This is a genomic window from Hyphomonas sp. FCG-A18 (assembly GCF_045287255.1).
Lineage (GTDB): Bacteria > Pseudomonadota > Alphaproteobacteria > Caulobacterales > Hyphomonadaceae > Henriciella.
Window position 1 is genome coordinate 220,763 of sequence record NZ_CP137142.1, and the last position, 13,641, is coordinate 234,403.

12 protein-coding genes and 1 pseudogene are annotated in these 13,641 nt (G+C 50.6%); 11 read left to right on the forward strand and 2 right to left on the reverse strand.

Annotation, left to right across the window (positions count from 1 at the left end):
• Nucleotides 1-379: 379 nt before the first annotated feature.
• The 4 genes from RYZ27_RS01065 (at nt 380) to RYZ27_RS01080 (ending at nt 3,213) form a co-directional block, all read left to right on the forward strand.
• Nucleotides 380-1,515 (forward strand): IS3 family transposase gene (locus RYZ27_RS01065; RefSeq protein WP_406680508.1). Its coding sequence is split into 2 segments (ribosomal slippage): nt 380-650 and nt 650-1,515, totalling 1,137 coding nucleotides; the frame shifts between segments, so codons are not numbered across the junction.
• A complete protein-coding gene (locus RYZ27_RS01070) occupies nt 1,512-1,862 on the forward strand; it encodes a hypothetical protein (protein ID WP_406680509.1) in 351 nt (116 codons plus the stop codon). The genes RYZ27_RS01065 and RYZ27_RS01070 overlap by 4 nt, the downstream gene beginning before the upstream one ends.
• 327 nt (nt 1,863-2,189) lie before the next feature.
• Nucleotides 2,190-2,489, forward strand: coding sequence for a hypothetical protein (locus RYZ27_RS01075; RefSeq protein WP_406680510.1), 300 nt, complete (start codon nt 2,190-2,192; stop codon nt 2,487-2,489).
• 19 nt (nt 2,490-2,508) lie between these two features.
• A complete protein-coding gene (locus tag RYZ27_RS01080) occupies nt 2,509-3,213 on the forward strand; it encodes an IS6 family transposase (protein WP_406680511.1) in 705 nt (234 codons plus the stop codon).
• 215 nt (nt 3,214-3,428) lie between these two features.
• Here the strand turns inward: RYZ27_RS01080 and RYZ27_RS01085 are convergent.
• Nucleotides 3,429-4,132, reverse strand: a pseudogene (locus RYZ27_RS01085) (IS6 family transposase).
• 295 nt (nt 4,133-4,427) lie between these two features.
• Between RYZ27_RS01085 and RYZ27_RS01090 the strand changes: the two are divergent.
• From RYZ27_RS01090 to RYZ27_RS01120, 7 genes are all read left to right on the forward strand, one after another.
• Nucleotides 4,428-6,695 (forward strand): TonB-dependent receptor, encoded by a 2,268-nt coding sequence (locus tag RYZ27_RS01090; RefSeq protein ID WP_406680512.1) that lies wholly within the window; start codon nt 4,428-4,430, stop codon nt 6,693-6,695.
• A gap of 240 nt (nt 6,696-6,935) precedes the next feature.
• Nucleotides 6,936-7,718, forward strand: coding sequence for an enoyl-CoA hydratase/isomerase family protein (locus RYZ27_RS01095; RefSeq protein ID WP_406680513.1), 783 nt, complete (start codon nt 6,936-6,938; stop codon nt 7,716-7,718).
• A 70-nt stretch (nt 7,719-7,788) separates the two neighbouring features.
• A complete protein-coding gene (locus RYZ27_RS01100; protein WP_406680514.1) occupies nt 7,789-8,697 on the forward strand; it encodes an SDR family oxidoreductase in 909 nt (302 codons plus the stop codon).
• 57 nt (nt 8,698-8,754) lie between these two features.
• Nucleotides 8,755-9,924 (forward strand): thiolase C-terminal domain-containing protein, encoded by a 1,170-nt coding sequence (locus RYZ27_RS01105; protein ID WP_406680515.1) that lies wholly within the window; start codon nt 8,755-8,757, stop codon nt 9,922-9,924.
• A gap of 2 nt (nt 9,925-9,926) precedes the next feature.
• Nucleotides 9,927-10,358, forward strand: a complete 432-nt coding sequence (locus tag RYZ27_RS01110; protein ID WP_406680516.1) for a Zn-ribbon domain-containing OB-fold protein — start codon at nt 9,927-9,929, stop codon at nt 10,356-10,358.
• Nucleotides 10,359-10,401: 43 nt separating this feature from the next.
• Nucleotides 10,402-11,289, forward strand: coding sequence for a CoA transferase subunit A (locus tag RYZ27_RS01115; RefSeq protein WP_406680517.1), 888 nt, complete (start codon nt 10,402-10,404; stop codon nt 11,287-11,289).
• Between the two features lie 210 nt (nt 11,290-11,499).
• Entirely contained in the window at nt 11,500-12,573 is a 1,074-nt protein-coding gene (locus RYZ27_RS01120; protein ID WP_406680518.1) for an AraC family transcriptional regulator ligand-binding domain-containing protein, read from the forward strand.
• A gap of 30 nt (nt 12,574-12,603) precedes the next feature.
• Here RYZ27_RS01120 and RYZ27_RS01125 read toward each other — a convergent pair whose 3' ends face one another.
• Entirely contained in the window at nt 12,604-13,389 is a 786-nt protein-coding gene (locus RYZ27_RS01125) for an enoyl-CoA hydratase/isomerase family protein (RefSeq protein ID WP_406680519.1), read from the reverse strand.
• Between the last annotated feature and the right edge of the window lie 252 nt (nt 13,390-13,641).

Below are 13,641 nucleotides of genomic sequence, written 5' to 3' on the forward strand. Positions count from 1 at the left end.
CTGCCGAAAATCGACGCCACAAGTATCAATTTCGGTTCCATTGAGAGTTCCCGCGTAACAATATCCAGGAAGCTTTTTTGGACGAAATTTCCTGTGAACTGAGCTTTAACAGGGGTACTGCAAAGACTTGCCTGAACCTGTCCTAAATCTTTGGAGCAAAGAGACTTTCTCCGGATTGTGGATGTTTGAGGCACGTAAATCTGACAAATGGAGACGAAAACCACGGCCGTAACCGTACAAGTCTCGGAAATGTCGAGACTATTTCACTGAGTGGAAAATTCCCTGAAAAACCTCAGACTGAGTGGCGGTGCTGTTGGTCTGCCCCAGAAAAACTGGCCCATAGTTTGAGAGAGGATCGGCTCCAAACTGGAGTTGAATCATGGGCAAGAGAGCCAAGCCTGAAGAGATCATTGCAAAACTGCGCGAAGTTGAAGTGCGCCTGAGTCAGGGCGAAACGATTGCGCAAGCTGTGCGCGCGATCGGTGTGACCGAGCAGACATTCTACCGCTGGCGCAAAGAGTATGGCGGCCTGCGTGTAGGCCAGGCCAAGCGGATGAAGGAGATCGAGAAGGAGAACGCTCGATTGCGACGGGCCGTCTCCGATCTCACACTGGATAATCAAATCCTTCAGGAGGTTGTCCGGGGAAAGTACTAAGCCCTTCACGTAAACGCGTTGCGGTCGATCACGTGGTGGACAAGCTCGGCGTCTCAGTGCGCCGGGCCTGCCGCGTGGTTGGCCAGCATCGCTCGACACAAAGACGCGAGAAGACACCTCGGCATGATGAAGGCGCACTGACAGCGGCCATTATATCCCTCGCGGAGCGGTTTGGCCGATATGGCTATCGCCGGATCACAGCCTTGCTTCGAGAAGCAGGCTGGTCTGTTAGCACGGGCCGTGTCTATCGCATCTGGCGACGTGAAGGGCTGAAAGTCCCGCAGAAGCAGCCCAAGCGCGGGCGGCTCTGGTTGAACGATGGATCATGCGTCCGTCTGAGACCCGCTCACAAAGGCCACGTCTGGTCCTATGATTTCGTCCAGGACAGGACGCATGACGGCAAAGTCTTTCGCATGCTCTGCGTCATCGATGAGTTTACAAGAGAGTGCCTGGCGATCCGTGTCGAACGCCGACTGAACTCTCGGGATGTTCTAGACACACTCGGCGAGCTGTTCCTTGAACACGGCCCGCCGGAGCATATCCGATCCGACAATGGACCAGAATTTATCGCCACCGCTTTACGCGAATGGCTGGAGGCACTGGATGTCAGGACGCTCTACATAGAGCCAGGATCACCTTGGGAAAATGGCTACTGCGAGAGCTTCAACTCAAAACTTCGGGACGAGTTGCTGGCGCGTGAAATCTTCTATGACCTACGCGAGGCGCAGGTGCTGATCGAAAACTGGAGACTGTTCTACAACACCGCCAGACCACACTCATCGCTGGGCTATAAACCACCCGCACCAAGAACCATCTTGCCCGCGACCTTCATGCCGCCTTATAGGTTGGAGGCGGCATGAACGCCGCTATGAACCAGCCGTCGATCCTAACATTACGGTTGGGCCAGTCAGATCAGGCAGGCCAGGGTAACTACAGTGTTTTCCCTGGACGCGGGATGCCTAATGTTGGAGGTGCACAGAAATCAGGTGATTGGGGAGAGGGCCATGTCAACCTTGTGACAGTCACAATGGTATATGGGGACGATTCTTTCGGTAATGATGATGAGTTTGAGGTAATGGTAGTTAATGGTATAAATCAAGGTCAGGATCTTTCTAATATTAGCGGCGCGCCTGTTGTGCTTGTTGTGACTGACAACTATAGATACACATCAAGAGGTAGATCATTCTTTATTGCTCCGGATAAGTGATTGTTATGTTTAGATACTCTATAATTGCGGTCTTACTTTTTTCTTCTTCGTGTGCTAAATATATAGGGCATGATGTTGACTGTTATGATGTGGTGCAAAACCCTAAAAGGTACTCAAAGAACGGATCTTGTTCTTCTCAAGGTATTGTAATTATTGATGGTGTTAGTTACTATATAGAGAGCGTAGATAACAGTAATTTATCATTCAGAATATCTGATATTAAATTCAGAATGGAAAATGATTTAACAGAATTTGAGGGATATACTGTGTCAGTAAGTGGCGATTACAGCTTGATGTCAGGTGGTGTGGTGATATTATATAAAATAAATGATTACAGTATTAACGGATCATCGCGGTAATTATTTGGATAATTTTTGTTTTGGCTGTCCGGCCTCTATTAGTGGGGGGGATACGGCGAGCCTGACTTATGATCCCAATGGCCGTTTGTTTGAGACAGTGGTGAATGGGGTTACGACACGTTTTGTCTATGATGGCGATGCTCTGGTTATGGAACTGGATGGCAGCAATAATGTGCTGCGCCGCTATGTGCATGGCTCACGGGTCGACTCGCCTCTGGTCTGGTTGGAGGGAATTGTCAGCGTAAACCGCCCTGCCCGGTTGATTTGAATCGATCTAATCGATTTCCATGAGCCAAAATCCGTTCCGCTATTTCAAGACATCGCGCGAGATCACCCAACTCGCGGTGATGATGTATGTCCGGTTTCCGCTGTCGCTCCGAAATGTCGAAGACCTGCTGCATGAGCGTGGCATCGATATCTGCCATGAAAGCGTGAGGACTTGGGTGGATCGGTTTGGTCCGATCTTCGCTGGAAAGATCCGAACGAAGCGCGCCTCCTACATGCGCCAACACACTCAATGGCAATGGCACCTCGACGAGGTCTTTGTGAAGATTAATGGTGCCCAGCACTACTTCTGGCGCGCTGTCGACCACGAAGGTGAGGTGTTGGAAAGCTACGTGACGAAGACCCGGGATAAGCAGGCTGCACTTACATTTTTGAGGAAAGCGATGAAACGATACGGCGCTCCTAAGGTCATCATCACCGACCGATTATGCTCCTACTGGGCCGCAATGAAAGAGATCGGCAACAAAGGCCGCCAGGAGGTCGGTCGTCATCTCAATAATAGAGCAGAGAACAGCCACCTGCTCTTCCGACGACGAGAGCGGGCCATGTCGAGATTCAGGCGAATGTCCAACCTCCAGAAATTCGCGTCGACCCACGCCTCGTTCCATAATCACTTCAACTTAGATCGTCACATCAACCACCGTTCAACGTTCAAATCGATGAGAAACGCCGCCCTCTCCGAATGGCGCCAGCTTCTGGCTGGATAAGAGCCCCTACTCCGCGCGATGCTGGAGACCGGTTCGCATTAGACTGACAGCACCTGCTTGCGTATGCATATACTAGAGTAAGGTGGGGTTAAAAGTGGGGTTCGTGCTGAACGTAAGGGCGCAACCCTTTGAGATTAAAAGCTATTCTGAAGATAAGTGGCGGTGCTGTCAGTCTAATGCGAACTGGTCTCTAGCAGCCATTTTGTATCTGTGACTTAGGCAGCGAGAAGTTGGCGCCATTCGAGTAGGGCGGCGTGTCGAAGGGTTTTGAATCTGGTTCTGCGTTCGATGTTTCTCTGGTGATTGAAATGGTTGTGGACGGAGGAGTGGACTGAGACGAATTTCTGTAGACTTCGCATCTGCCTAAAACGTAGCATCGCTCTTTCTCGCCTTCGGAACGGTAAGTGGGAGTTTTCAGCGCGGTTATTCCTGTGCCGGCCAACTTCTTGACGGTCCTCGTTTCCAATCACCTCCATAGCCGCTCGATACGACGCTAGGCGATCCGTAACAATGATCTCCGGATTGCCGTATCGTTTCATCGCCTTCTTCAGGAATCTCAATGCCGCCTTACGATCTCTGCGTTTCGTGACGTAGCTTTCCAGCACCTCACCTTCGTGATCGACCGCGCGCCAAAGATAATGTTGCTTGCCATTGATCTTCACGAAGACCTCATCCAAGTGCCAGCGCCATTGCGGACTTTGGCGCATGGTTTGCGAGCGCTTCTTCCTGATTTCAGACGCAAACATTGGCCCAAATCGGTTCCACCAATGACGCACACTTTCATGACAAACTTCGATGCCCCGCTCGTGGAGAAGGTCTTCAACATTCCGAAGCGAGAGGGGAATCTAACATACATCATTACCGCCAAGCGAATGATCTCGGGGGATGTATTGAAGTAGCGGAATGGATTTTTCGACATACTGTCAAATCTAAATCCGGGGCAGGGCAACCTCAAGCGGATTTAGTCTGACAATACCATTTGGTCATTCAGCGATGCTAGATCGCGGTCATTAAGAGCAAGTTCCGCTGACAACTCCTTCGGATTTAATTGACCAAAAGAATTGCCCCAATTGAGAGAGCGGTTTGGTTAAGCCTAAACTAGGCGACTTCGTTTTGAGGAATGCTCATTTCGAAACGCCCAAAAATAATAATAAGATTTGCTCGGCGCCGCTGGCTTTTGTTTTTCGTGCGATCCGAGCGTAGGGAGAACAGTTTTGTCCATTCAGAAGAGCGATACAAGCAGCCCGCGTCGCATTGGGGCGATGACCGCGTTAGCTGTTGTCTTGGCGATTACAGCACCAATTACCAGCGCACAGACAGAGGGGGATAATGACGCAGAAGCTGAAGAGAGTTCAGAGGCATCGATTCTGCTTGATACCGTTACAGTTACCGCGCGCAAACGCGATGAGCGGCTTCAGGATGTGCCACTCTCAGTCAGTGCTCTTGGCGCGGCCCAGTTAGAGGCGAAGAAGGTGCGTAGTCTGACCGATTTAACGGTGGGCGTACCAAATGTTTCGTTTGACGATGTCGGCACGGTACCAGGTACTGCAAACTTCTCTATTCGTGGATTGGGAATTAACAGCTCTATCCCATCGATTGATCCAACCGTCGGGACTTTTGTGAATGGTGTATTCATCGGTACAAATGCTGGTGTCGTCTTCGATGTTTTTGACTTGGAGAGTGTGCAAGTGCTGCGCGGTCCACAGGGCACGCTGTTTGGACGAAATGTAACGGGTGGTGCGGTTCTACTGAATACGAAGAAGCCTGGGTCAGAGTGGGAAACGGTTGGGCAATTGGCCATCGATGGCGGTGAGAATGGCAGTTTGAACTCATACCTCAAAGCGTCTACCGGCGGTCCGGTTTCCGAGGACTTAGGGTTTAAGATTACCGCTTACTACAACGATGATCAGGGCTGGTTTACCAACAGTTTTGACGATTCAGACTTTGGAGCGAGAGAGCAGTTCTTTCTCAGGCCGACGGTTGTCTGGACACCAAGCGACCGCTCGGAGGTGATCTTGCGGTATGAGTATTCGAGCATTGATGGCGATGGGCCGGCAGCTCAGTCTCATACCAACGGGTCAGGTGTGCCTGGTTCGCCTGTCAACTTTGACCGTGACAGTTTTGACTTCAGTATCGATAATAAGGGTTTCGTCGAAGTCGAGACCCATTTCGCGACAGCCGAGTTTAACCTCTCTGTTGGCGAGAATGGTAAAATAACAAATATTCTCGGCTATCGGGATCTGGAACAAGACACACTATCTGATCTTGATGCCCAACCGGCTACGCTATTTGATGGGACATTCCAGATTCGGTCCGAGCAAATCAGTAACGAGCTTCGATATGCAGGCACTTTTGGTGACGCTTTAGATATTGTTGCGGGTATTTATTATTACCAAAATGATCTCAAATACTATGAAGGGCGGAGCATCTTTGGCGGCGCGCTGACCCAAGATGGCGGGGGTGACTATTCCGTTGAGTCCGTCGGAGCGTTCATGTCGGCCGATTATGCCTTGACTGATAAGCTCGAGCTCACGGCTGGATTGCGCTACACGGCTGAAGAGAAGTCAGTTCAGGTGGCGACACTTTCCTTGAATGTGAACTCACCTTGTAATGTTGTGGAAGGCACATGCGCCTTTGACTTTAGTGACTCCGAAGAATGGGACAGCTTTTCTCCCAAAATCGGTTTGAACTATATCCTAAATGATAATGTCCGCCTCTATGGTCATTGGACCCGAGGGTTCAGATCCGGTGGCTATAACCTCAGAAATTCAGCCGTCGATACGGTGAATTTTGGTCCGGGTCCATTTGACCAGGAGCAGGTAGACAGTTTCGAAGTGGGCCTAAAGTCTGAATGGGACCGTGGTCGGTTTAATGTCGCCTTGTTCCAGAACAGCATTCAGGATTTGCAGCGGGAAATTCAGCTGACCGATCCGGTTGTCGGTATTGTCCAGCTGATCCGAAACACAGCAGACGCAGATCTGACCGGGGCTGAATTCGAAGCGTTATTCCAGGTGACTGACTCTCTTGTCTTCGATCTTTCGCTGGGTTTGCTTGATGCACAATACTCTAATGTTCAGTTCGATCTCAATGGTGACGGCGTTGTGAACGCTGCAGACGAAGCGCTGGATCTTCCACGAGCGCCCGAGCTGACCTATTCGGTTGGGTTGGTTCATGACATGGAGCTTGGGAGTTGGGGCGAGGTGTCATCACGGATGAACTATGCTTATCGTGATGAATCTGCCTTCACAGATAACAATCTTGGTTTCATCCTCGACCAGGAAATACTCGATATCGGAATTGACATCCGGCCACATGGTGCGCCCTGGGAGCTGGGTTTCTACGGGCGCAACCTCCTCGATTCAGTATTGCACGGCACCGACGGCCAATTGCCGGCGACGCTTGGGCCTGCCCCACTGGGGGGCACTTTCTCGCCGTTGACCAAAGGCCGTGTCTTTGGCGCGCAGCTGACAGTTCGTTTCTAAGCCAGGGTGGGGCGCACGACCTATTCTTCTATAGGTCGTGCGCAATCAACACCTCCGCTGATCTGCGGATCGGGTCAAGACGAAGCTGATCTGGAAAAGCGCCATTTTGACTAGTTCGTTGGCCTGATCTGACAGGGGGTGATGACCGCTTGTGAGATATGAATCTGGATCTTGTTTTACATCATTTACTGCCGAGCAATTGGGTGAACCAGGCTCTGCGAAAACTTTAGAGAGAAAAAAGTGCTTGCAGCAGAATCTTCAAATCTGATCGTCGAAAAAGATGGCCGAACAGCCATTATTACGTTGGACCGTCCGAAGGCTATTAATAGCCTCAATCTCGCAATGCTGCTGGATCTAGAGCGAGCCTTGCATGACATTGAGGCAAACGACGAAATCGATGTGGTTATTCTGACCGCGGCGGGAACAAAGGGTTTCTGTGCGGGGATGGATCTTAAGGAGTTCGAGCAAGGCAAAATTGATCTCGCACTGACCAAGCGCGTGATGGATAAAATCGAAGACCTCAGCAAACCGACGATTGGCGCGATCACAGATGGTTATTGTGTCACAGGTGGTTTAGAGCTGGCCCTGTGTTGTGACGTCCTGATCGCTTCAGACCAAGCAAAATTTGGCGATACGCACGCTCGTGTGAATGTCAGCGGTGGCGGCGCCACAGTGCGAATGCCGCGTCTGATTGGTCTGATGCAGGCCAAGTACATGATTTTCACGAGCCAGTTCTATGATGCGTACCAAGCCAAGGAACTGGGTTTGGTCATTGATGTGTTTCCATCTGACACCCTCCAATCTGAAGCGCGCCGTATCGCGGCTGAAATCCAAAAGCAAAACCAGACAATCCTCAGAAAGATGAAGCAGATCATGAACCGTGGTTGGCGCACGGATTTGTATGCTGCCTGGTGTTTGGAGGAGGCCGAGTGCCTGAGAAGCATGTCGGAGATACTCTCTGGGGGGTTCAAAATGGCGGATGCCGTTTCACAAACCAAGAAAGATATTGGATCGGAAAAGTGAGTGCGCAGATCAATCGGCTGATGTGTCGCCCTCAAGATAGAAGCTCTCTCAATCTGACTGGACAGGTAAGATGATTAAACCTCTCGACGGTAAAGTGGCGATTGTAACAGGTGCGGGTCGTGGTATCGGTCGCGCTCACGCGATCAGCCTGGCAGCGCAAGGGGCCAAGGTTGTCGTAAATGATCTCGGATCAAGCTTGGATGGATCAGATGAAGAGTCCGCTCCTGCTGACGATGTCGTTGACACGATTATAGCATCGGGCGGAGAGGCGATCGCCAACTATGGCTCTGTGGCGACACAAGAAGGCGCTGAAGGTACTGTAACGAGCGCTCTGGACGCATTCGGGCAGTTGGACATTCTTGTGAATAATGCGGGAAACTACCGCCCGCGCATGATCTTCAATATGTCATTTCAGGATTGGGATTCCGTTGTCAGGGTTCATCTGTACGGTCACTTCAATTGCATTGCGGCCGCGTCCAAAGTGTTTCGCGTACAAAGAAGTGGTCGGATCATAAACACCGCCTCTGAGGCTTGGTTGGGTGAGGCCGCGGTGTCTAATTATGGTGCCGCAAAAGCTGGAATTGTTGGGCTGACCAGAATTGTGGCACGTGATCTTGGGAAGTATGGTGTAACCTGTAACTGTATTTGTCCGCGCGCTTCAACACGGATGACGGATTCACTCTCTTTCGGTGAAAGTGCCGAGCGAGCTGAGCTTGATAATGAACTGAGTAGTTTGGACCCTAGTGATATCACGCCCTTAATGGTCTACCTCGCCAGCGATCAGGCATCCAATGTGAACGGTCGGGTATTCTTGGCCTATGGCGGGACGATCTCCTTGTTTTCTGAGCCTCAGCCAGAGCGAACACTCTACAAGACAGACGCGTGGAGTGTCGCCGAGGCTTTTGACGCCATTCCCAAATCTCTGACCGGTGATTTGATCAACCCGGTTCCTGCTCAACCCCTCAAAACCAATGCGTAGCCACCACTGCTCCTGGGGCATCAGGTCCTGAGTTAAAATGAGAGGAGAGTCCCAAAGATGAGCCAATTCAGGAATAGCTGCGCAATCGTTGGTATTGGTGAGACAGATTATCTCGTTAACTCTGGTCGAGACCCTCAAACACTTGCGCTTGAGGCTATTGGCAAGGCAATTGATGATGCCGGGCTCAGGCCTGACCAAATAGATGGTATTGTCAAATCCTCAATTGATGCGTCGACCTCTGATCAAATGCTGGCCGCTAATCTCGGTTTGACAAATGTGGGGTACACATCCGAGGTGAGCAGTTTGGGCGGCGGGGCCTGTGCGACGATTGCGCATGCTGCAATGGCAGTCGCGAGCGGTCTGGCCAATTATGTCGTATGCTTCCGCGCTTTTACACCTTACGATTTTGTCGAGGGCGCAAAACACAATCAATCAACACTATGGGCCAAGCAGTCCGGCGCGGGAGAGTTCCTGCGGCCGTTTGGATGGTCCGCCATGATTGATGGATTTGCGATGCATTGCCAGCGGCACATGCACGAATACGGCACAAAAAGTGAACAGTTAGGGGCGATCACAGTCGCCGCCCGCAAGCATGCCTCCGCCAACCCTAAGGCGATCAGGAATACGCCCATTACCCTTGAAGATCACCAAAATTCAAAACTCATAACCGCCCCCTTAAGAGAGCTAGATTGTTTGATTTTGAACAATGATGGTGCGTGCGCCATGGTTGTGACCACGGCAGATCGCGCAAGGGATTTGAAGCAACCTCCCGCCAAAATCATGGCTGCGGCACAGTCACTTGGTGCTCATCCTATGGCCACTTGGGAAATGGCTTCATTTAAGCCGAACATGACTGAGTCAGAAGCAAAAGAGATTGCGCCTCGATTGTTTAAGATGGCCGATTTGAAGCCTTCGGATATTGATGTCGCGCAAATCTATGACTGCTTCACGTATACGCAGCTCACTTTGATAGAAGACTATGGGTTCTGCGAGAAAGGTGAGGGCGGTGCTTTCGTGCAGGATGGTCGTATCGAAATCGGCGGAGAACTGCCGATCAATACCCATGGTGGGCATTTAGGCGAGGCGTACATCCATGGCTTTACGCACATCATTGAGGGAGTGAAGCAAATGCGCGGAACGTCCACGTGTCAGGTGATGGATGCTGAAACCACCCTGATTGCGAGTGCCGTTCCTGGTCCCACAAGTGGTCTTATTCTTGGGAGATAGCGATGAGTGAAGCCAAGCCAAAACCATTACCGCGTCGCACCAAGGCTTCAAAAGAGTTTTGGGACGGCTGCAAACAGCACGAAATTCGCATCCAGAAGTGCAGCGATTGTGGCACCTATCGTTTTCCACCTCAGGTGATGTGTCGCGCCTGTCAGTCGACCTCAGCGGAATGGGGGCGGGTAAGTGGTCGAGGCACGATATACAGTTACATCATTCCTACGCATCAATCCCCGGGAGAGTTACCAGCGCGAGGGTTCACATATCCTTATGCCGTCGCATTGATTGAGCTTGACGGTACAGGTGGTGTGCGAATTCCAAGCAACATCATCGACTGCGATCTGGATCAAGTTTCCATCGGAATGGCGGTTGAGCCCGTATTCGTCACGGCTTCTGAGGACATTGAATTGCCCTTGTACAAACCGCGCATCGCATAGCCCCACGATTTTTCCGGATACAAATACTGCTGATGAGAGAGAAATGAGACGTTCAAGAGTCATTGATGAAGAAGCCGCTTTGGATTTTATACGAGATGGGATGACCATTTCCATTGGTGGTCACTTAAACTCTGCCCATCCAATGCTCTTAATCAGGGGAATAATTCGGCGCGGTCTCAAAGACCTGACGATCATAACCTCAGCCCAGGGCGGCCCTGAGATCGGGTTCTTAATCGCTGCGGGATGCGTAAAAAAACTTATCACGTCTGGCGTGCATGCGGAGGGCATGGCTGGCATTGATCCGTGCTTCCGATTCGCGCTGCAGCGAGGCGACATTGAAATCTGGGAAGCCGATGAAGGCATTGTGTATGCGATGCTTCGTGCGGCAGCTCAGGGGCTCCCGTTTTTGCCTTGGCATGGTGGGGTGGGGACCTCAATTCCTGAAGTGAATCCGTTTTTAAAAGAGTTTGACGATCCGATCAGTGGGAAGCCACTTCTGGCGGTTCCCGCAATTGCGCCGGATTTGGCCATCTTACACGCCGCAACCTCAGATATGTATGGCAACGTGCAACATGTTCACGGTTGGGGCGACAGGGCCCATTACCGCGCTGCAAAGGAAACGATCGTTCAGGTGGAAAAAGTTATTTCCAATGAAGATGTCCGGCGCGATCCATCGAAGACATCAATAATCGGTGCTGATGCCATTGTCCGTGCTCCATTCGGAGCGCACCCAATGGCAAGCCCGGAGTATTATCTGGAGGACCAGCCTTTTATCAAAACCTATGTGTCTTGCGCCAATGCTGCATACAAAAAAGATGACATGTCGGAACTCACCGCATTTATCGATGAGTATTTTGTCCAACCGCAAGATCATTTCGAGTATCTCGAGAAAATAGGAGTTTCGAGACTGTTCTCATTGCACGAATTCTAATCGAAAATGTTGTCAGGGTTTCCTCCAGTAATTTCGCCCTGATGGCATCCGCCCTCTCAACACGTTTCCTGAGTTAAGCAGGTTGAGGGGCCACTCAGCTGCCATTGAATTGGCAGCCTTTTTTTGCAAGATTATGAGGAATTGTATTGGCAACACGCCGCTGCGAGTTCTGATTTAGGGGGCAATTTGGAGTTCAGGTTTGGCAACAGGGTGAGTGCCGATATTAGAACAAAAGAGGCCGGAGCTAAGGCGACTGAACATCAAATGAAGTACACAACGTATTCAGGACTACAAGTGATATTGAGAGCGTTGCAGCAATACGGCGTCACTCCTGAACACTTGGCCGACAAGCATGATATTCAAGTGCCACAAAACTCAGATATTGGTCAGCATATTTCTCCGAATCTAATTGAGCAAATCCTGGATGTTGCGATTGAAGAAACAGGCGACGCTGCCCTTCCATTGGCTATTGCCGAACACATCTCACCATCCACATTTGGGGAATTCTCAATCGGTCTCCTGACTAGCCACAGTCTCTTTCACTTCTTGGATCGGGTCACCAAGTATTATCCGTATATTTCTACCGCCCAAAGACTACGTAGCGTGCACTTGAATGACCGTGTTTTCTTGCTCAGTCACTTTGCGGAGAAATCTATCAAACCTGAGGTTCAACAGCTTTGGGTGGAGGTGGCATTCGCCTTCATCTTCCGGTTTATGCGATTGATGGGACGTCCCGATTTCAATGCTGCGACGCTTGACCTGCTGCGACCTGTCCCGTCTGAAACAAAGGAAAAATACGAAGCCTTCTTCGGTGTGGCCCCAACATTCGCATCAGAACGAAATGCGATATCGTTTTCCTATGCAGAATTGGAAGTGCCACTGGCAAATGGTGGTCTGGAGATTGCCGAAGAATACGAAAAACGGATGATCCAAAAAATTGCGGCAATAGATTCCACGAATCTACCGCTGCGCGTTCATGCCTATATTTCTTCAGAGTTGCCGCGCCGGCCTTTATCCAAGGAAGTTGTCGCAAGTTACTTCGCGATGAGCGTCAAAACCCTGCAAAACAAACTCGCAAAATCAGGAACCAGTTATCAAAAAATCCTGGATCAAACCCGCCGCGAGCTTAGTGAGATGTACCTGTCATTTCCTGAAGTAACGCTGGCCCAAATTGCAGACTTGCTTGGCTATAGCGATGCGAGCAATTTTTGCAGAGCTTATAAGCGCTGGACTGGCGAGTTACCCCGATCAAAAGCTCAGATTGAAGCGATTGAGCATCAGTAGGTTGCTGCAATCAGCATCTCCTGAGGCCTGCTAGTTTCCAAACGAGTCAATTAGTTGTTTCGATTCTTCGGTTAAAACGAGGGCAGCTTGAATTTGTGCTTCAAACTCTAAAGCGCCATGTAAGTCTGTATTTGCGGCAAGTTTAAGTTGTTGCTTGATTGCGGCGATTGCTGGCGGTGTCGAATTCACCAAAAGCTCTGCGCATAGGTTCTCTGCTGCCGTAAGGAGTTCCTCATTTGGGAAGACATCCATCACCAGGCCCCAGTCTTTTGCCGTATTCGCATCCAGCGGGCGACTTAGCATAGCCAGTTGCTTAGTTCGCTTCATGCCTATCGCGCGTGGGAGTGTCCAAGACGCGCCAAGGTCCATGCCGACACCGATCTTCGCAAAACCGATCACGAATTTTGCCGTATCGGCAGCAAGGATTAGGTCACACCCTAAAGCGAGACTCACACCGGCCCCCGCAGCAGGTCCATTTATCGCCGCGATGATCGGTAGCCGACTTGATTGAAGGCGTACGACAAGCGGATTGAGGTGATCCTTTATCCACCGTTCGAAGCTGCCGGTTCGCATGTCGACGATGCTTGATTTCAGATTGGCACCCGCACAAAAACCCCTTCCTGCGCCTGTTATGATCATCGCGTTGATTTCAGGATTATCCTCGCATTGGTTGAGGATATCGATGAGAGCGGCAAGCATTTCTTCGGTCAATGCGTTCAGGGTTTCAGCCTCATTGAGGGTGACGATCGCAATTGCGTTCTTGATCTCTAAAAAAACGGATTGAGTCATACTTGAGCTGCCCTTTCTTTTGCCCAAAATAAATCACGCAAGCAGTAAGAAAAACCGTTCTGCGGGGTCAATTTGGTAAGTAAAACCAGTCAATTTGGCCGCCCCGGCATAAGAAGCCCGCTGCGATCAAGGTACTTGCCGGGTTTGACCGATTTTAATGTCTGGAAAGACAATGCGCCCTCAGTGCGTCTCATATATTTCAAAGACTGCTGCAGTGATCAGCGCAATTCGCTGTCCACTGTGACTGAGCCGCAATTTGAGACTGGCGATCAGTAAATC

Coding starts and splice junctions, on each gene's coding strand:
- RYZ27_RS01115 (WP_406680517.1), top strand. CDS start 10,402: ATGAGACGTTCAAGAGTCATTGATGAAGAAGCCGCTTTGGATTTTATA.
- RYZ27_RS01110 (WP_406680516.1), top strand. CDS start 9,927: ATGAGTGAAGCCAAGCCAAAACCATTACCGCGTCGCACCAAGGCTTCA.
- RYZ27_RS01080 (WP_406680511.1), top strand. CDS start 2,509: ATGAGCCAAAATCCGTTCCGCTATTTCAAGACATCGCGCGAGATCACC.
- RYZ27_RS01100 (WP_406680514.1), top strand. CDS start 7,789: ATGATTAAACCTCTCGACGGTAAAGTGGCGATTGTAACAGGTGCGGGT.
- RYZ27_RS01105 (WP_406680515.1), top strand. CDS start 8,755: ATGAGCCAATTCAGGAATAGCTGCGCAATCGTTGGTATTGGTGAGACA.
- RYZ27_RS01070 (WP_406680509.1), top strand. CDS start 1,512: ATGAACGCCGCTATGAACCAGCCGTCGATCCTAACATTACGGTTGGGC.
- RYZ27_RS01075 (WP_406680510.1), top strand. CDS start 2,190: ATGATTACAGTATTAACGGATCATCGCGGTAATTATTTGGATAATTTT.